18 protein-coding genes are annotated in these 18,696 nt (G+C 60.1%); 5 read left to right on the forward strand and 13 right to left on the reverse strand.

Translation table 11 applies throughout. The annotated features are described in order from the left end of the window. Positions 1–468: 468 nt before the first annotated feature. The 6 genes from rpiB to TM5383_RS09940 all read right to left on the reverse strand — a co-directional run bounded on the left by rpiB (position 469) and on the right by TM5383_RS09940 (position 5,031). Positions 469–909 carry a ribose 5-phosphate isomerase B gene (rpiB, locus tag TM5383_RS09915; protein ID WP_058318893.1) on the reverse strand — a complete coding sequence of 147 codons (441 nt, stop codon included), beginning with the start codon at positions 907–909 and terminating at the stop codon, positions 469–471. 90 nt (positions 910–999) lie between these two features. Beyond that, a complete protein-coding gene (locus TM5383_RS09920; protein ID WP_058318894.1) occupies positions 1,000–1,584 on the reverse strand; it encodes an HNH endonuclease in 585 nt (194 codons plus the stop codon). 295 nt (positions 1,585–1,879) lie between these two features. After that, entirely contained in the window at positions 1,880–2,545 is a 666-nt protein-coding gene (locus TM5383_RS09925; RefSeq protein ID WP_058318895.1) for an alpha/beta hydrolase, read from the reverse strand. Further along, positions 2,542–3,174 (reverse strand): DNA-3-methyladenine glycosylase family protein, encoded by a 633-nt coding sequence (locus tag TM5383_RS09930; RefSeq protein WP_058318896.1) that lies wholly within the window; start codon positions 3,172–3,174, stop codon positions 2,542–2,544. Before TM5383_RS09930 ends, TM5383_RS09925 begins: the two co-directional genes overlap by 4 nt. A gap of 49 nt (positions 3,175–3,223) precedes the next feature. Continuing rightward, positions 3,224–3,964: a cobalt-precorrin-6A reductase gene (locus TM5383_RS09935; RefSeq protein ID WP_058318897.1), complete on the reverse strand. Its 741-nt coding sequence runs from the start codon at positions 3,962–3,964 to the stop codon at positions 3,224–3,226. Further along, positions 3,961–5,031 carry a cobalt-precorrin-5B (C(1))-methyltransferase gene (locus tag TM5383_RS09940; protein WP_058318898.1) on the reverse strand — a complete coding sequence of 357 codons (1,071 nt, stop codon included), beginning with the start codon at positions 5,029–5,031 and terminating at the stop codon, positions 3,961–3,963. The genes TM5383_RS09935 and TM5383_RS09940 overlap by 4 nt, the downstream gene beginning before the upstream one ends. A gap of 100 nt (positions 5,032–5,131) precedes the next feature. On the opposite strand from TM5383_RS09940, the gene cobA reads away from it, so the two are divergent. From cobA to TM5383_RS09955, 3 genes are all read left to right on the forward strand, one after another. Continuing rightward, positions 5,132–5,983 carry a uroporphyrinogen-III C-methyltransferase gene (gene cobA / locus TM5383_RS09945; RefSeq protein ID WP_058318899.1) on the forward strand — a complete coding sequence of 284 codons (852 nt, stop codon included), beginning with the start codon at positions 5,132–5,134 and terminating at the stop codon, positions 5,981–5,983. After that, positions 5,980–7,284, forward strand: coding sequence for a cobyrinic acid a,c-diamide synthase CobB (locus TM5383_RS09950; protein ID WP_231725122.1), 1,305 nt, complete (start codon positions 5,980–5,982; stop codon positions 7,282–7,284). Before cobA ends, TM5383_RS09950 begins: the two co-directional genes overlap by 4 nt. Before the next feature lie 119 nt (positions 7,285–7,403). Further along, complete coding sequence (locus TM5383_RS09955) at positions 7,404–8,645, forward strand: MFS transporter (protein WP_058318900.1); 1,242 nt, start codon at positions 7,404–7,406, stop codon at positions 8,643–8,645. Positions 8,646–8,914: 269 nt separating this feature from the next. Here the strand turns inward: TM5383_RS09955 and TM5383_RS09960 are convergent, their stop codons facing one another. The 6 genes from TM5383_RS09960 to TM5383_RS09985 all read right to left on the reverse strand — a co-directional run bounded on the left by TM5383_RS09960 (position 8,915) and on the right by TM5383_RS09985 (position 15,336). Continuing rightward, a complete protein-coding gene (locus TM5383_RS09960; protein ID WP_058318901.1) occupies positions 8,915–9,688 on the reverse strand; it encodes a squalene/phytoene synthase family protein in 774 nt (257 codons plus the stop codon). 3 nt (positions 9,689–9,691) lie between these two features. Continuing rightward, entirely contained in the window at positions 9,692–11,308 is a 1,617-nt protein-coding gene (gene cimA, locus TM5383_RS09965) for a citramalate synthase (protein ID WP_058318902.1), read from the reverse strand. Between the two features lie 84 nt (positions 11,309–11,392). Further along, positions 11,393–12,847, reverse strand: a complete 1,455-nt coding sequence (gene cysS / locus TM5383_RS09970) for a cysteine--tRNA ligase (protein ID WP_197407394.1) — start codon at positions 12,845–12,847, stop codon at positions 11,393–11,395. Positions 12,848–13,086: 239 nt separating this feature from the next. Continuing rightward, positions 13,087–14,052 (reverse strand): DUF3179 domain-containing protein, encoded by a 966-nt coding sequence (locus TM5383_RS09975; RefSeq protein WP_058318903.1) that lies wholly within the window; start codon positions 14,050–14,052, stop codon positions 13,087–13,089. A gap of 236 nt (positions 14,053–14,288) precedes the next feature. Further along, positions 14,289–14,837, reverse strand: coding sequence for a peptidylprolyl isomerase (locus TM5383_RS09980; RefSeq protein ID WP_058318904.1), 549 nt, complete (start codon positions 14,835–14,837; stop codon positions 14,289–14,291). Then, on the reverse strand, positions 14,830–15,336 hold the full coding sequence (locus TM5383_RS09985) for a peptidylprolyl isomerase (protein WP_058318905.1): 507 nt from the start codon (positions 15,334–15,336) through the stop codon (positions 14,830–14,832). The genes TM5383_RS09980 and TM5383_RS09985 overlap by 8 nt, the downstream gene beginning before the upstream one ends. A 142-nt stretch (positions 15,337–15,478) precedes the next feature. On the opposite strand from TM5383_RS09985, the gene TM5383_RS09990 reads away from it, so the two are divergent. Together TM5383_RS09990 and TM5383_RS09995 are read left to right on the forward strand one after the other, a co-directional pair. Then, positions 15,479–16,663: a phosphoglycerate kinase gene (locus TM5383_RS09990; RefSeq protein WP_058318906.1), complete on the forward strand. Its 1,185-nt coding sequence runs from the start codon at positions 15,479–15,481 to the stop codon at positions 16,661–16,663. Between the two features lie 246 nt (positions 16,664–16,909). Continuing rightward, the gene (locus TM5383_RS09995) at positions 16,910–17,803 is read left to right on the forward strand and encodes a fructose bisphosphate aldolase (protein ID WP_058318907.1); all 894 of its coding nucleotides are present in this window, start codon (positions 16,910–16,912) and stop codon (positions 17,801–17,803) included. A gap of 119 nt (positions 17,804–17,922) precedes the next feature. Here the strand turns inward: TM5383_RS09995 and TM5383_RS10000 are convergent, their stop codons facing one another. Then, positions 17,923–18,459, reverse strand: coding sequence for a hypothetical protein (locus tag TM5383_RS10000; protein WP_058318908.1), 537 nt, complete (start codon positions 18,457–18,459; stop codon positions 17,923–17,925). Between the last annotated feature and the right edge of the window lie 237 nt (positions 18,460–18,696).

Raw genomic sequence — 18,696 nt, forward strand, 5'->3', positions numbered from 1 at the left:
GTCGATGGCGGCTGCGCGCAGCTGATGACCCAGAACGTAATGTGCAACGATGCTGTTGTTGATGATTTCAGCGGTGTTCAGAACGGTCATCTGGGTCATGGTGTGTCTCTTTCTCGTTTGTCGCTTATGCGATTGTTCGCTCGTGCTCTCTACAAACGAATATAGATATCCGCCTTTATCGCCTCAATTGAGATAAAGTATGGCGCGCCCTCTCGATGGTCCTAAGGGGCATAGGCTGTTCCGGCGGGGTTAGGTACGCATCCTGCCAGATGGGGGTAAAAACCGCGCTCTCGAACCGCTGGCGCGGGTCCAGAAAGGATATATCCGCGATATATCCTTCGGGAGGTATCAGGCAGGGAAAATGGGGGATTCGGGCGGGGAACGCGTATCTGCGAAGACCTGTACGCCCTTCCAACACCAAAAAGGCGCCCCAAACGGGACGCCTTCAGACAATCATCAAAGGAGGGATCAGTCCTCGATCATATCCACGCGGGTGGCGTGACGACCGCCTTCGAATTCCGCCGCAAGGAAGGCATCAACAATTTCCAGTGCCAAACCTTCGCCAACGACGCGCGCGCCCAGCGACAGCATTTGTGCGTTGTTATGGGCGCGGATCATCTTGGCGGAAAACACGTCCGAGCATACACCGCAGCGAATGCCAGGAACCTTGTTCGCGGCAATCATGATGCCTTGACCGGTGCCACACACGATGATGCCCAGATCCGCCTCACCGGCAGCAATCTTTTCTGCTGCCGCCTTGCCGTGCAGCGGGTAGTGCGTGCTTTCAGATGTCATCGGACCGATGTCATCGACCGCATAGCCTTTGGCGGCGACGTGCTTGGCGATGTTTTTGCGCAGTTCGATGTCAGCGTGATCGCTGGAGATGACGATGCGTGTGGTGGCAGTCATGGCGTTGGGTTCCCGATGTCCAAGTTATGCTGGACGCCTTGGAACAGGTTCGTGATGATTTGTCAATTTGGCGAACAGCGCCCAGACCGATCATGCCTCCAGTTCTGCATCCCAGTATAGGTAATCCATCCAGCTGTCGTGCAGCATGTTTGGCGGGAATTTGCGGCCGATGTTGTTCAACTCGGACGCTGTCGGCTGGCGCGGCACCTTGCGCAGCGACATGCCAGATCGACGCAGGCTTTTCGATCCTTTGCGCAGATTGCAGGGCGAACAGGCCGCCACCACGTTTTCCCAGGACGTAATCCCACCCGCCGCGCGCGGTACCACATGATCAAAGGTCAAATCGCCACGGCTGCCACAGTACTGACAGGAAAATTCGTCCCTTAAAAACAAATTAAAGCGCGTGAAGGCCACGCGCTTTCTAGGTTTTACATAGTCTTTCAACACCACAACAGACGGGATGCGTATGCGGGTACTGGGGCTGGCGACATGGACATCGTATTCCGCCACGATATCCACCCGATCCAGCCAGACCGCTTTCACCGCCTCCTGCCAAGGCCACAGCGACAACGGATAGTAGGACAAGGGCCGATAATCCGCGTTTAAAACCAAGGCGGGGTGCTGTTTCAACGCGCCCCGTTCGCGCACAAAGTCATGCCTGAAATCGCCATCCATGAGGTCGCCCCCTCCTGCGCTACAATATAGTGCAGATCACATGGGGCGCCAAAGGACCCCAGATCCTTGCCTTATCAACCACTATATATCCTGCGGATCAGCAAACAACCCCCATGATATAGAGTGAACGCCCCTAGCATTGGCGCAGACAGATGACAGCGGTATGACGCCCAGAAAAACGGCAAACGCCGCCCGACCAAGCGGTGGTCGAGCGGCGCTTTCAATGTTCCTGAAATACTCCGGGGGAATGCGGCGCAGCCGCAGGGAGCAGCGCCCCCATCCCCCAGCCGGACCGTTACAGCCCCAATTTGTCGCGCATAAACGCCAGCGCAACCGACAGTCCGTCGGGCGCGATCCCGTGGGCGGTGCCCTTCATGATGTGGGCGTAAACCTCTTTGAAACCGGCTTCATCCAATGCCTCTGCCGCTTCGGGCAGGGATTGCGGCGGCACCACGTCGTCCTGATCCCCGTGGACCAAGAGGATCGACGGCTTGCTCACCGCCTCATCCTTCAGCAGCTCCGGCGCCAACAGACGACCCGAAAACGCCACGATGCCGGCAATCTCATCCTCACGGCGCGGCGCGACCTGCAGCGACATCATGGTGCCCTGCGAAAACCCGAACAGCACCATCTGTTCCGGCAGCAGATCCTCATCCACCAGCACCGCATCAAGGAAGGCATTCAGATCCTCGGACGCCTGCATCAGCCCGCGCTCTGCCTCTTCCTCGGACGAACCGTCGATCCACGGGATCGGGAACCACTGGTATCCCATCGGCGCACCGGCGCAATTTTCCGGCGCGTCGGGGGCAATGAACAGCGTGTCGGGCAGATGATCGGCCAGTGGATCGGCCAGACCCAGCAGGTCCGCGCCATTGGCGCCATAGCCGTGCAGAAAGACAACGACCGACCGTGTCACCCCTGATTTGGCCTCTTTGCGGCCTGCCTGCAATACACGTGTCATCTGATACCTTCCCGTTGTTTGACATGCCTGTAATAGGCAAAGAGCTGGCGCGCTGCAACGGCGCGCCATGGTGCCCAATTTTCACTAAGCGCGCGCAGTTCCCGCTCCTTAGGACGCGCCTCCATCCCGTATAGATGCTGCGCCGCCACCTGCAGCGCCAGATCACCGGGGGCAAAAACATCTGCCCGCCCGAGAGAGAACATCGCATAAATCTCTGCCGTCCAGACGCCGATCCCCTTCACGGCCGTCAGCGTCTGGATCACCTCTGCATCCGGCGCGCTGCGCAGGGCGTCATAATCAATCCCCGCCTCTGCCAGCGCCAGCGCATAACGCGCCTTTTGCTGTGACAGGCCAAGGGCGCGCAGATCGTCAAAGCTGTAGGCCAACACACCTTCGGGGCTGGTGCATCCTGCCTCCTGCAAGCGTTTCCAGATCGCATTGGCCGATGCCACGCTGACCTGCTGGCTGACAATCGCGGACAAGAGTTCGCCAAACCCATCCGGTTTGCACCGCAGCGGCAAGGGCCCCGTCGCCTGATAGGCCACCGCCATGCGCGGGTCATGCTGGCACAGCCATGCGACCCCTTCGGCCACGCAATCGTCTGTCTCAATAATCCGACCGACACTCATCAAGATCCCCCCCGCATATCTCTACCAGCACATCCCTAAAGACACCCGTTCAAGGCATCAGTTTCTGCTGCAACGCCCAGTCAAGCGCCGCCTCGACACTGTCCACTGTCAAACCTGCGGGTTGAACGGGTCGCTCTATCATAATCACCCGAATGCCCAGATCCCGCGCCGCTTGCAATTTGGCGCGACCGACAGCGCCGCCCGCGTTTTTGACCACCAGCGTGTCAATGCCGAGGCCCTCAAAGGTCGCGCGTTCATCGGCCAGTGAAAATGGCGGGCGCGCCACCAGATAGCGCCCGTGTGGCAGGGGAAAGTCACCGTCGACCGGATCGACCACCCGCAGGGTCACATCGGAATGCGCCAAATCCATAAAGTCTGGCAGGCTTTTGCGCCCCGTGGCCAGAAACACCCGCGCCCCCGCCGCAATCCGCGCCACGGCTTCCGTTGGCGACGCAACTGTGGTCCAGAAATCCCCCACCTCTGGCAGCCAAGCAGGGCGCAGCAACTGACAATAGGGCAGGTCCAGTTCCGCTGCGACCTTGGCCGCGCGCAGGGAGATCGCATTGGCAAATGGATGGGTCGCATCCAGCACCGCCTTGATATCCTTGCCCTTTAGATACTCACGAAAGGCCTCTTCGCCGCCAAATCCCCCCACACGGGTCGGCACGGGCAAGGGTTTTGGCGCCTCTGTCACCCCAGCCAGCGACGCGATCACCGGCACGCAGGCGCGATCCAACCCTTCGGCCAGTTTGCGTCCCTCACCCGTGCCTGCCAGCAACAACAGCGTCATGGGGCACCTGTCGGCGCAGCGGTACGCGACAACAGATTGCCCGCGCGGTCAATGATCACGATGTCCGCGCCCACCTCGTCCGGCAGCATAGCGCGCACCTGTTCCAGCGCCTTGGCGGCGATCAGATCGGCCATTGGTTTCCCCATGATTTCATAAGCTTGCAGCGCGGTATTACAGCGCGCCAGCTCAGGGTTTTCCAGCCAATTGGCCAGCATTTGGAAATCGACCTGAGAGCGTCCAGAATGCAGATCCCGCGCCCCTTGGGCCAGTTTGGTGATCTTGCCGATGCCGCCACCGATGGTGATATGCGGCACCGGATGTTTTGCCACGTATTTCAGCAAGCCGCCCGAGAAATCGCCCATATCCAACATCGCGTGATCCGGCAGGCGATAGAGCCCCTGCACCACCTTTTCAGACGTCGCACCAGTACAGCCCGCCACATGGTGCAACCCCTCGGCCCGCGCCACATCCACACCGCGATGGATTGAGGCAATCCAGGCCGCGCAGCTAAAGGGGCGCACAATCCCCGTGGTGCCAAGGATGGACAAGCCGCCGACGATACCCAGACGCGGGTTCCATGTTTTCTTTGCCAGTTCTTCACCTGCTGGCACAGAAATGGTGATCTGAACATCAGGCGCACGGCCCAATCGCGCAGCAACTTCTTCGACCGTTTGGGTCATCATCTGACGCGGCACCGGGTTGATTGCGGGTTCGCCCGGGGGGATCGGCAGGCCGGGTTTTGTCACCTGCCCCACGCCCTGACCGCCAACAAAAACCACACCACCGGCTGACGCCTCCACCCGCGCCAGAATCAGCGTGCCGTGGGTCACGTCAGGATCATCGCCCGCATCCTTGATAATCCCCGCCTCGGCCCAGCCGTCACCCTGACGGGCGTTCACCACCTCAAACTCGGGCCGTTCGCCACGTGGCAAGGTAATGCGCACACGGGCGGGCACCGCTTCGCCCCACAGCATTTTCAATGCTGCGCGGGTGGCCGCAGTGGCACAGGCACCGGTGGTCCAGCCACGGCGCAACTCCTTGGGATCTTTCTGGGGTTTCCTGCTCATCCGCTCTCTCCTGAGGCCGGACTATAAGACGCGGCGCAACTGCCGCCAATATGTCGTTTACAGACTTCACCCCGCGACCGCTTGCGGGCATATAGGGCACATGACAGATTCACTCACCCTCCCGCAGTATGATTGGCCCACCATGGAACCCGGCTGGGTTTGGCTATGTGGTGCAGGTCCCGGCGATCCGGGCCTGTTGACCCTGCACGCGGTGAATGCGCTGCAACAGGCGGATGTGGTGATCTATGACGCACTGGTGCAAGAGGCGATCCTGCAATGGGCGCCGCAGGCGGAACATGTCTACGCCGGCAAACGCGGCGGCAAACCGTCTGCGAAACAGCGCGACATCTCGCTGCGACTGGTCGATCTGGCGCGCGAAGGTAAACGGGTGCTGCGCCTCAAAGGCGGTGATCCCTTTGTCTTTGGGCGCGGTGGCGAAGAGGCGCAGACGCTGATCCAACACGGCATCAACGTGCGCATCATCCCCGGCATCAGCGCAGGCATCGGCGGTCTAGCCTATGCGGGCATTCCGGTGACCCACCGCGATGTGAACCAATCCGTGACCTTCGTGACCGGCCACGATCAAACCGGCGACACCCCGTCGTCGCTGAACTGGAAAGCGATTGCCGAAGGCGCGCAGGTGCTGGTCATCTACATGGGCATGAAACATGTGGACCGCATCGCTGGTGAATTGCTGACCGCGGGCCGCCCCGCCGATGAACCCTGCGCCGTTGTCTGTTCCGCCACCACCGAGGATCAGCAGGTGCTGGAAACCACGCTGGGCCAGATGGCTGCGGATATTGAGGCATCGGGCCTGAAACCGCCTGCAATCCTGTGCATCGGCCGGTCTGTCCTGATGCGGCAGGTGCTGGATTGGCAAGGTCTGATCGCTGGGGAAACCCCGCGCAATCTGGACCCGCTGGGCCGTGGGCGCCCCGCCGAACAGGCGTGAGCGCCGCACTGGAGATATCGGGTAAAGGCCTGATCATCGCCGCGCCTTCATCGGGCGCGGGCAAAACCACATTGACGCTGGCCCTGCTGCGCCTGTTGGCGCGGCAAGGCATCAACGTCCGTGGCGCCAAATCCGGCCCTGACTATATCGACCCCAAATTCCATGAGGCCGCATCCGGCGCCCCCTGCCTGAACCTGGACGCATGGGCAATGACACCGGGCCGCTTGCGCAGCCTTGCCGCGGATGAGGACAGCGCCCTGATCGTTGAGGGCGCGATGGGCCTGTTTGACGGTGCCCCGCCGCAGGGCAAGGGCGCGGTGGCCGATCTGGCGCGTTTGTTTTCGCTGCCCGTGGTGCTGGTGGTGGATGCAGGCCGCATGGCCGGATCGGTGGCCCCGCTGGTGGCTGGCTTTGCCCGCTTTGACAGCGCCGTGCGCGTTGGCGCGGTGATCTTGAACAATGTAGGATCTGATCGGCATGAGGCGATGCTGCGCCGCGCCCTTGCGCCACTTGGCCTGCCAGTGCTCGCCGCAATGCGTCGACACAAAGCGCTGAGCATGCCGTCACGCCACCTTGGCCTTGTGCAGGCGGGGGAACGGGCGGATCTGGACAGTTTCCTAGAGGCGGCAGCGGATGCGCTGGCGGACAGTCTGGATCAGGACGCGCTGCTGGCGCTTATGGCGCCGACACCGCAGGCCGCGTCGCTGCCGCAAACACCGCCACGCATGGCCCCACCTGCGCAACGCATCGTAGTGGCGCGCGATCAGGCCTATGCGTTCTCCTATCCGCATCTGCTGGCCGACTGGCACGCTGCGGGGGCAGAAATTACCTTTTTCTCCCCCCTCGCGGATGACGCGGTGCCGGAGTGTGATTTCCTCTACCTACCCGGCGGCTATCCAGAGCTGCACGCAGGCCGTTTGGCGGCCAACGCGACCTTCCTAGACAGCCTAAGAAACGCCGCACAAGACACTGTTATTTATGGAGAATGCGGCGGCTACATGACGCTGGGCGACGGGCTGATTGATGCCGACGGCACCCGCCACCAGATGGCCGGTCTGTTGCGGCTGGAAACCTCCTTTGCCAAGCGCAAACTGCATCTTGGCTACCGCGATCTAACGGCAAGCGACGGCCCGCTGAAGGGCGCGTGGAAAGCGCATGAGTTCCACTATGCCACCACGCTAAAGGCCGAAGGCACGACCCTGTTCACAGCCCAAGACGCCGAAGGCAACGCCCTGCCCGACATGGGCCTGCTCGAGGGCAATGTTTACGGATCCTTCGGCCACCTGATTGATCGCGCATAAAAGCGCGGCCTCAAATATTCCAAAATGTGCATTTCTGCACAGGTCAGTCGCAGCACCGTAGGGACCACAGCGACGTCACGACGCTTGCGGCGTTGCTATCGAAGGGTTAGCAAACCTGCATGAGTACCGCGACCACATCACCCGACCAATCTGCCCCCGAAGACAACCGCAAGGCCAAGCGCAATGTGGTAATCCTTGTGCTGGCGCAGGCGATCCTTGGCGCGCAGATGCCGATGCTGTTCACCATCGGTGGTCTGGCGGGTCAAAGTCTGGCGTCAAACATCTGTTTCGCCACCCTGCCGATCACCATGATTGTGCTGTCGTCGATGCTGTCGGCCACGCCGGTGGCGGCGGTGATGCAACGGTTTGGTCGCCGCGTTGGCTTCATGATGGGCACCGGATTTGGCGCGGCGGGTGCAGCGGTGGGCGCCTATGCGCTGTCAATTTCGTCTTTCCCGCTGTTTCTGGTCGGTAGCTTCCTGACCGGCACCTATATGTCGGCGCATGGATTCTACCGCTTTGCAGCCGCAGACACGGCATCGGACGCCTACCGGCCCAAGGCGATTTCCTACGTGATGGCAGGCGGTCTGGCCGCCGCAATCATCGGCCCACAGCTGGTGAAGCTAACCTCTGACGCTTATGTCGTGCCCTTCCTTGGTGCCTATGTGGCGATCATCGCGATCAACCTGATCGGATCACTGCTATTCCTGTTTTTGGACATCCCCACCCCGCCAAAACCCAGCGCCGATGCGCCCCAGGGCCGCACGCGCTGGCAGCTGATCACCACGCCGGTGATTGCCGTGGCGGTGATCTGTGGCATGGTGTCCTATGCGCTGATGAACCTGGTGATGACATCGACGCCGCTGGCGGTTGTCGGCTGTGGCTTTGAACAGGACAACGCCGCCGATATCGTCACTGCACACGTGTTGGCGATGTATATTCCCAGCTTCTTCACCGGTCACCTGATCGCCCGTTTCGGCACGCAGAAGATCATTGCCGCCGGCCTTGTCATCCTTGCCGGTGCCGGTGTTGTCGCCCTGCAGGGCGTGGAGCTGGAAAACTTCTTCATCGCGCTGGTGCTGTTGGGCATCGGCTGGAACTTCGGCTTTATCGGCGCGACCTCGCTGCTGGCGGCATCGCATACGGTAGAGGAACGTGGCCGCATGCAAGGCCTCAACGACCTGCTGGTGTTTGGCGGTGTGACGCTGGCATCGCTTGCCTCGGGCGGGTTGATGAACTGTTCCGGTGGCGAGGCAGCCGTGGGCTGGGCCGCGGTGAACATCGCCATGGCGCCCTTCCTGATGCTGGCCGGTGGCGCGCTGATCTGGCTGATGTTCCAGCCCAAGGATGAGCTGGCTTAAAGCGAAGCCGACGTAAGGAGGCGAGGCCCCGGATCAAGTCCGGGGCAGGTGATCTCGAATGTGCGGCATGTGCGCAACGCGCCCCGGACGTGTTCCGGGGCCTCATGATGCGGAGCTATGCAACCCCGAACCTACCGCCAGACAGCCCCCCATATCGCGCGGGCGTCAGCCCGTGCTGCGTCCGCCCCGTCAAACCACAGGTTTGCCTACGGCAAAACGGGGGCGGTTCGGGCGCTGCCAAATCTTCGATTTGGCATTAGCCTAGCGCCTCACCAACGCCCGCTGACACTGCGCCACATCAGGCCAAACCGTTTTGCCGCCTCGGACGGCAGCAGTGCCTCATCCAGCACCGCCATCGGGTTGTCGACCGCGCGTTTCAGCACTGGCCCCGCCAGCCAACCGGCCAACAGCACAGGCGCCGCGTCACGGTGAATATCGCTGCGCCGCCGCCGTGCCCGCGCCAGCCGTTCCAGACCACCGGCGGCCAAGGCCTGCACCGCCTCTGGCCGACCGTCCAGCAATGGCACACGCCCCGACTGTTCCAGCGCCGGAATGGCGCGCAGGAAATTGGCCAACCCCTGCGCATAGCCCAGATCACGCACCACATCTGCATCGCCACCGCCAAGGACATTCACCGCCACCTGCAACAGGTTGGAGGAGGTATCTTGCAAATACCCTTCAAAATCCGCCGCATCCTCGAACGGATCCTTGTAAATATCCCACCGCCGCGCAGCACAAAGCTGATCCATCAACCCCGCCTGATCTGCTGGCAACACCTCAGCCAGCGCGGCTGTCACCTCTGACCCGCGCGGTTCACGGCCCTGCCCCAGCGCCTCAAACGCATCGCGCCACCATTGCAGGCGCATTTCAGCAATCATCTCTTCCTGCGTGACCCAAGGCGCGCGGGCGATTTCGACATTTGCGGCATAAAGCGCAAACAGCAGATCGCGTGCCGCCACGGGTGCGGCCATGACCGCCATAAACCGATCAGGATCGCCGCGCTGCACCAGATCGGCGCAGGCGATAAAATCCGCCTCTGCCATCGATCAAGCCGCCCCGCAGTGCAGGATTTTCCAGTTGATCGCATCCAAGAGCGCATCGAACGACGCATCAACTATGTTGGCCGAGACGCCAACGGTGGACCACCGCCGCCCCTCGCCATCCTCACTGTCGATGATCACGCGCGTGACCGCTTCGGTGCCGCCTTGGGTGATGCGCACCTTGAAATCCACCAGACGCATATCGGCCAGCACCTCAGAATAGCGCCCCAAATCCTTCGCCAGCGCCTTGGCCAGCGCGTTCACCGGACCACGATCGCTGCCGGTTTCATCGAGGGATTCAGAGACCGAGAGCTTCTTTTCCCCGTCCACCTTCACCACAACCACGGCCTCGGACAGCGAGACCATCTTGTTGTACTTGTTCTTGCGCCGTTCAACGGTCACCTTGTAGCGCTTCACCTCAAAAAACGCGGGCAGTTCGCCCAGTTCCCGCCGCGCCAGCAACTCAAAACTCGCCTGTGCGCTGTCGTAGGTATACCCTTCGGCCTCACGCGCTTTGATCACCTCTAGGATACGGGCCAAGGCGGGGTTGCCCGCCTCTACCGCGATGCCCGCATCCGCCAGACGGCGGCGCAGGTTCGATTGGCCCGCCTGATTGGACATCGGAATGATCCGCGCATTGCCCACGCTGGCGGGATCAATGTGTTCGTAGGTCGACGGATCCTTGAGGATCGCGCTGGCATGCAGCCCCGATTTATGCGCAAAGGCCGAGGCGCCCACATAAGCGGCCTGCCGATGCGGCACACGGTTCAGGATATCGTCCAACAGGCGCGATGCCTTCACCAGACCTGTCAGCGCCTCACGGGTGATGCCAATGTCAAACTGGCTGGCGTAGGGTTCCTTCAACAACAGCGTCGCGATCAGCGTTGTCAGGTTGGCGTTGCCACAGCGCTCGCCCAGACCGTTCAGCGTGCCTTGGATCTGACGCGCACCTGCATCAACGGCGGCCAGCGAGCCTGCAACGGCGTTTTCGGTGTCATTGTGGGTGTGGATCGCCACGTGATCGCCCGGGATGCCCGATGCAATCACCGCGCGGACGATATCGCCCACCTCTTGCGGCAGAGTGCCACCATTGGTGTCACACAGAACAACCCAACGCGCGCCTGCGTTGTAGGCGGCATGGATCGCCTCCAGCGCATAGTCCGGATTGGCCTTGTAGCCGTCAAAGAAGTGTTCGGCGTCAAACAGCGCCTCGCGCCCGGCCTTCACGATATGCTCAATAGACCGGGCGACGTTCTCGGTGTTCTCCGCCAGCGTGATCCCCAGCGCGGTTTCCACGTGGAAATCATGGGCTTTGCCCACCAAACAGACCGAGGATGTGCCCGCGTTCATCACGCCCGCCAGAACCTCATCGTTTTCGGCAGAACGGCCCGCGCGTTTGGTCATGCCAAAGGCAGTGAAGCGTGCCTTCAGCTTCGGCTTATCCTCAAAAAACTCGCTATCGGTGGGGTTCGCACCGGGCCAGCCGCCTTCGATGTAATCCACCCCCAGCTCATCCAGCGCCTGCGCGATCTGGTGCTTTTCAGCGGTGGAAAACTGCACCCCCTGCGTCTGCTGCCCATCGCGCAATGTGGTGTCGTAGATATATAGCCGCTCGCGTGACATGCTGGCTCCCCTCTTCAATGTTCCCCAAATACTCTGGGGGTTTGGGGGCGACGCCCCCAAGTCGTTCCAACAAGCCCTATGGGCTTACAGCCCTTCCAGCTTCGCCGCGTCAAATCCGGCACCGGGCAGCAGTTCCACCCCAGCCTTGCTCATCCGCACCTCAACACCGGCATCCATCAACGCGGTTTTCAGTGCATCCACAGGGGCGAAGTCTTTGGTTTCCATCGCAGTCGCGCGTAGGCTTACCAGTTTCTCAGCCAGTTCATTCAAATGCTGGTTCACGAGCAACTGATCCACGGCACCACCAAACACCCACTTGCCCATCTCTGCGTCATCAAGCAACAAGCCCAACAGACGCGCTGAGGCCGCGAAATCGTCAATTTCAGTTTGTTCGACTTCGCTTCGTTGGCGTTGCAACATGGATTTGGCCATATGTCCCAGCTCTGTCAAAGCGAGAGACGTGTTCAGATCGTCGGCAAGCGCATCGACGACTACCTGTGCAGGGGTTCCATTTTTGCTCGCTGCATTGGACAACCCTCGCCACTTCCGCAGCGTCGCCTCCGCCTCTTTCGCCTTCTTCTCGGTCCAGTCCATCGGCTTGCCGTAATGTGTGGAGAGGAAGACAAAGCGGATCACCTCACCCGGCACGCCCTGATCCAACAGATCGCGCACGGTGAAGAAGTTGCCAAGCGACTTGGACATCTTCTTGCCCTCAACCTGCAGCATCTCATTATGCATCCAGAACCGGGCAAACTCGCCCTGCGGATGGGCACAGCAGCTTTGCGCAATCTCGTTTTCGTGGTGCGGGAACTGCAAATCGTTGCCGCCGCCGTGAATGTCAAAAGACGCGCCCAAGAGCTCATAGGACATGGCCGAACACTCAATATGCCAGCCCGGACGCCCACGCCCCCACGGGCTGTCCCAACCGGGCAGATCATCGGTGGAGGGTTTCCACAACACGAAATCCATCGCGTTCTTCTTGTAGGGCGCCACCTCTACCCGTGCGCCAGCGATCATGTCATCGACCGACCGGCCCGACAGGGCGCCGTAATCGCTATAGCTTTCGACCGAAAACAGCACGTGACCTTCGGCAGCATAGGCATGGCCCTTGGCGATCAGATCCTCGATCATCGCGATCATCTGCGCGATATACTCGGTCGCACGCGGCATGTAGTTGGGCTTAACCGCGCCAAGTGCGCCCATGTCCTTCAGATACCAGTCGATCGTCTCATTCGAGCGTTCGGTGACCAACTCCTCCAGCGTGCCTGCCGCACCTGCCTCTTTGCGGGCCAGCGCGGTTGCGTTGATCTTGTCATCCACATCGGTGAAGTTACGCGCGTAGGTAACATGCGCCTCGCCATAAACATGGCGCAACAAACGGTAGAGCGTGTCAAAGACGATCACAGGCCGCGCATTGCCCAGATGGGCGCGGTCATAGACCGTGGGACCACAGACATACATCCGCACGTTTTTGTCGTCGATCGGGGTAAAGACCTCTTTCGACCGGGTCTTGGAATTGTGCAGTTTAATCTCAGTCATAGCGTCCTCACAGGCACCCATCTTCGCTGTCAGCGGGCTTAGCAAGATCAACCGATGTTTGGAAGATAAAGAACACCCCGCCTGAGCAACCTCAGCAGGTAATAATGCCGCAGATAATGGTGCAGGTCATTGTGTTCATGTGGGTGTGATAGCGGCGCGTGCGCAGAGGCGCAACGGAAATGTCGTGACGCGCAAGATGTTGGGCCCTGCACGCCCCCTTTTCAACGTTCCTCAAATACTCATTTCACCATCCACCTGCCATCTGGCCAAAACGCATGAAAGGCAAAGGCGAACATCACATCATGCGCCACATCCCGGCCCTGCCCGTCCCGCACGCGGATCGCACCCACCGCGCGGCCCTGCCCAATAGCGGCGGTGTCGAGGGCGGAGGCCTGTTCATCCTCCCAACTGATCGTGACGCCGTTTTCTGTTACCTGCCCTTCTTCGCGCAAGCGGTCAAAGGTCCAGGCCGCATCGCCAACCCGCACCACGCGCATCAGGGGCGCAATGCCGTGAGGTGGGTTTTCTCCGCTATAAAGGAAGGGCCGATGCGAAGTGTCGTAACTGCGATACGGGTTCTGCCCATAGGCGCGGGGAAAATTCGGTTCCGCCATCACCACACCGTCAGGATGCGCGGCGCGAAAGGCGGACCAGCTTTCCATCCAGACCGGCAGTTGCGTCAACTCCCGCCCCGTCAGATCACCGACAATGGCGGTGCCAAGCGCCTGTTGCCACCAGCTCTCAGTCTCGCGGTCATACATCACCATATCGGAATGGCGCAGCTTACCCGAGACACCAAATGACAGCTCCCCCTCAGCAATGCGGCGGTCAAACACGATGGCCGAATTGCACAGGGGACAATAGGTCACCGCCACAGGCGTATCGCCGATACGGTCATTCACGATCTCATGCCACATCAGGTAGCGCAGCGGATAGGCGCGCGCGGGCTGACCGTCCAGCGCCACGGTGATCACGCTTTCCCGCGGTTCCAACGCTGTATCCTCACCCTGCGGCATAAACTGCGGATCATCAATTGCTGGAATGCCATCCTTAGGCGGCCCGCCCGACAGGATCTGCGCCCAGTTTTCCACCGTGGTTTTGTCGAAATTGGTTTTGGGCCATTCATAGCCCCAAAAACTAGGATCCGCAGCCGCAGGCAGCGTCAGGCCGAGGGTGACGGTCAAGGCAGTTAACAGGCGTTTCATGGGCGATCCTCCTGCCCGCAAGTGTGGCGAAGAGAGGCGGATCAGGGAAGAGACCCCACGGGGATGTGAAGTTTGCGAAGAGAGGCCCCGGATCAAGTCCGGGGCGCGTAGGTGGATGAGCCCGCCCCGGACGTGATCCGGGGCCTCGCACCACTCCCAGCCCTTAAAACAAAACCCCGACGCGGGCGCATCGGGGTTTCGTCTTTTCTGAAATGCGAACCAATGACTCGGTCACATTACTCCGTCACAGTGACCTTTTTCATCACATCGGGCTGGCCCAGAACGGCGCCGCCGCGGCCTTTGCCGCGTTTGATGGCGTCGACCACATCCATGCCAGAGGTCACCTCACCCACAACGGTGTATTGGCCGTTCAGGTGCGGTGCCGGGGCAAACATGATGAAGAACTGCGAGTTGGCGGAATTCGGGCTCTGGCTGCGGGCCATGCCGACAACGCCGCGTTCAAAGGCGCGTTCGGAAAATTCGGCCTTCAGATCGGGGCGGCTGGATCCGCCACGGCCTGCCATGCGCATGTCGCTGCCCACAACACCGAATTCCACATCACCTGTCTGCGCCATGAACCCTTCGATCACGCGGTGGAATACCACGTTGTCGTAGGCGCCTTCAGCGGCCAGTTCGGTGATCTGCGCGACGTGACCGGGGGCCACATCCTCGTAGAGGTCGATGGCGATGGTGCCGTTGGCTTCGCCCTCTACCTCGATGGAGATACCGGCAGCGGCGACGGGGCCTGCTGCCAGAACCAGTGCTGCTGCCAGTGCCTTATACATCGGCGGCAACCTTCACGCTGATCATGCGGTCGGGGTTCGCTGGCGGCTCACCACGAACGATCGCGTCAACATGTTCCATGCCCGAGGTCACCTGACCGTAAACGGTGTACTGACCGTTAAGGAAGCTGTTGTCTTTGAAGTTGATGAAGAACTGCGAGTTGGCGGAGTTCGGGTTCATCGAACGTGCTGCACCCAGGCTGCCACGGGCGTGCGGGATTTTGGAAAACTCTGCGGGCAGATCAGGCAGATCGGAACCACCGGTGCCAGCGCGGCCGGGGTTATAGTCTACTTCCATGTTGGCGTGCTGAACGTCGCCAGTTTGGGCCATGAAGCCGTCGATCACGCGGTGAAAGGCGACGTTGTCGTATTTGCCAGCGCGTGCCAGCTCTTTCATGCGTTCAACGTGCTTGGGCGCAACGTCGGGCAGCAGTTCGATGACAACGGTGCCACCCTTCAGTTCCATCAGGATGGTGTTTTCGGGATCTTTGTATTCGGCCATCTGGGCCTCCTATTGGTCAAAACTTGACAGATATCTATGCTGCCTGCCGCCAATTGCCAAGCATGAGGTTGACCTGCAGGCGATACCGCGCCATGAACCGCGCCGACAGCTTAGCGTATTTTCGGCATTTGGAGCATGGGACATGGCCTGGAAAACCCTCGACGATATGGATCTTAACGGCAAACGCGTGCTGGTGCGCGTGGATATCAACGTGCCGGTGGCCGATGGTATCGTGACCGACGCGACCCGCATCGAACGGATCGTGCCCACCGTGAATGACATTCTGGCAAAGGGCGGCAAGCCGCTGCTGATCGCCCACTTTGGCCGTCCCAAGGGCAAGGTTGTGCTGGACATGTCGCTGCGTGTGCCCCTGCCTGCGCTTGAGGCTGCGCTTGGCCGTTCGGTTGCCTTCATCGAAACGCTGGAAGGCGCTGAAAACCCGACTGCCGAAGTTGAGGCCGCCGAAGTGGCGCTCTTGGAAAACATCCGCTTCCACCCGGGCGAAGAGAAAAACGATGCCGAGTTTGCCGCCCGTCTGGCGAAACTGGGCGATGTGTTCTGCTCGGACGCGTTTTCCGCCGCCCACCGTGCGCACGCCTCGACCGAAGGTCTGGCGCATCACATGCCCGCCTGCGCAGGCCGCCTGATGCAAGCCGAACTGGAAGCACTGGAAGGCGCGCTGGGCCAGCCCGTGCGCCCCGTTGTGGCCGTTGTTGGCGGCGCCAAAGTGTCGACCAAGCTGGAGCTGCTGGGCAATCTGGTGGAAAAGGTCGACCATCTGGTGATCGGTGGCGGTATGGCCAACACCTTCCTTGCCGCGCAAGGCATCGACGTGGGCAAATCCCTGTGCGAACACGACATGACCGACACCGCGTCCGAAATCCTGACCAAAGCGTCCGCCGCGGGCTGTGACATCGTGCTGCCCGCCGATGTGGTTGTCGCCGCTGAGTTCAAAGCGAACGCAGAAAACGCCGTTGTCGCCAATGACGCCTGCCCTGCCGATCAGATGATCCTGGATGCTGGCCCCGCAGCGGTTGAAAAAATCAGCACCATTCTGGATGGCGCGAAAACCCTGATCTGGAACGGCCCGCTGGGCGCGTTTGAGATTGAACCCTTCGACACCGCCACCAACTCCGCCGCCCAGAAAGCGGCCCAACTGTCCAAAGCGGGCAGCCTGACCTCGGTTGCAGGTGGTGGTGACACGGTTGCCGCGCTGAACCAGGCAGGCGCAGCGGCGGATTTCACCTACATCTCCACCGCAGGCGGTGCCTTCCTTGAATGGATGGAGGGCAAAACCCTGCCCGGCGTTGCCGCACTGCAGGGCTAAATCGACACGGATCAGCGGCTGGGCCGGATACGCTAACGGCCCACCGCGATCCTACCCGAAATCCCCGATAAACCCCGCGACATTTTCAGGACGATATGCTAGGAACCGCGCTGTTTAACGTATTGACCTGAAACTTTTCCCATCGTTAGCGCCACCAAGATTGCCAGTCAGTAACCTCTCGCTTATTGCAGCGCTGAACTTGGACGCTTTCCCAACTGAACACGTATTCACACGCAGGACGACATCATGACCAACCAGACCCAAAGTGAACTGATCGGCACCGGCAACGGCTTTATCGCGGCTCTGGACCAATCCGGCGGTTCGACCCCGAAGGCGCTGCGCCTCTACGGCGTGACCGAAGACGCCTATTCTTCCGAAGAAGAAATGTTCGGCATCATCCACGACATGCGCGCCCGCATCATCAAATCCGCGGCCTTCAACGGCGACCGCGTTCTGGGCGCGATCCTGTTTGAACGCACCATGGACGGTGATATCGACGGCAAACCCACCGCCACCTACCTGTGGGAAGACTGCAAGGTTGTGCCCTTCCTCAAGGTCGACAAAGGTCTGGCCGACGAAGAAGACGGCGTACAAATCCTGAAGCCGATGCCCGAACTGCACGCGCTGCTGGCCAAAGCAGTGTCCAAAGGCATCTACGGCACCAAAATGCGTTCGGTCATCAACGCCGCGTCGGCTTCCGGCATCAAGGCCGTTGTTGCCCAGCAGTTTGAGATCGGCAAACAGATCCTCGCCGCCGGCCTGATGCCGATCATCGAACCCGAAGTGACCATCACCATCGCCGACAAAGCCGAAGCCGAAGAAATCCTGCTGGCCGAGATCAAGGCACAGCTGGACGCACTGGCCGACGATCAGCAAGTGATGCTGAAACTGACCCTGCCCGAAGCGGCCAACACCTACAAACCGCTGGCCGACCACCCCCGCGTTCTGCGCATGGTCGCCCTGTCCGGCGGCTATGAGCGTGACGAAGCCAACAGCCGTCTGGCCGCCAACACCGGCATGATCGCCTCGTTCTCGCGCGCGCTGACCGAAAGCCTGTCGGCCCAGCAAAGCGACGAAGAGTTCGACGCCGCGCTCGACGCCTCGGTCCAGTCGATCTACGACGCTTCTGTTGCGGGCTAAGGTCTGAACGATATGAATTGAGAAAGGCGCCTCCGATTGGGGGCGCCTTTTTTATTAAGATCTTCAACATGTTCAAGCCGATCCTGACGGAGCAGAACACCAAGCAGTTATTGAGTGCGTCACTCTTTCTCGGCTTCCTTCATCTCTTGCATCAGCTTTTTCGCTTCTTCTCGGATTTCCTCTTTACGCGCGACCTCAGCCGCTTCAGCTGCTGCTTGGCGCTCAAGTTCTTCGTGTTGCGCCATCATTTCTTGGGCTTCCATTTGTCCAAGCGCAAACATGTTTTCGTTTCGGACGTAGATCAAACCAATGGGTGCCAATATCGGTAAGAAGAAACCAGCTAGTGCATACTTCACCAACTTAAGAAGAATAAAAATATGCCCCTCAAAGACCAACATATTTCCCCCCATCAGGAATCCGAGCGACTTTTCAATCGCGTAGACCGCATAAGGTATCAAAAGAAAGGCTAGTACAGCGTAACCAATCAACACAACAAATGTCAGCGTATCGGACGAGGTCAGCCAATAGTCTTGGACGGATAGCAGAGCCATCAAAGCACCAAAACCGCCGAGTATGATCCCAAACAGACGATACCTCCAAACAATCGATGCGCGCATCGAAAATGTACCAAACGGATTCATAGGATCGAATGCCATCTTCTATTCCCCTTTTGAATTAATAATTTTCAAGGAATTCACCCTATGCGATTCCGGTCAAGTGTTTGTTCTTTTTCGGAGGACTTGGGAAAATTAAGATCAAACATATAATTATTAAAATAGTCTTTTTCTGACAGACTAGCTCGAAACCAAAGGGACACACCAAAGCCCTGGGACACAAAACTGACAGAAATCAAGCTTTCCTAACCCCACAAAGCCCGCGCTAAAACGTAACGC

Source organism: Thalassovita mediterranea, from assembly GCF_001458435.1.
GTDB lineage: Bacteria > Pseudomonadota > Alphaproteobacteria > Rhodobacterales > Rhodobacteraceae > Thalassobius > Thalassobius mediterraneus.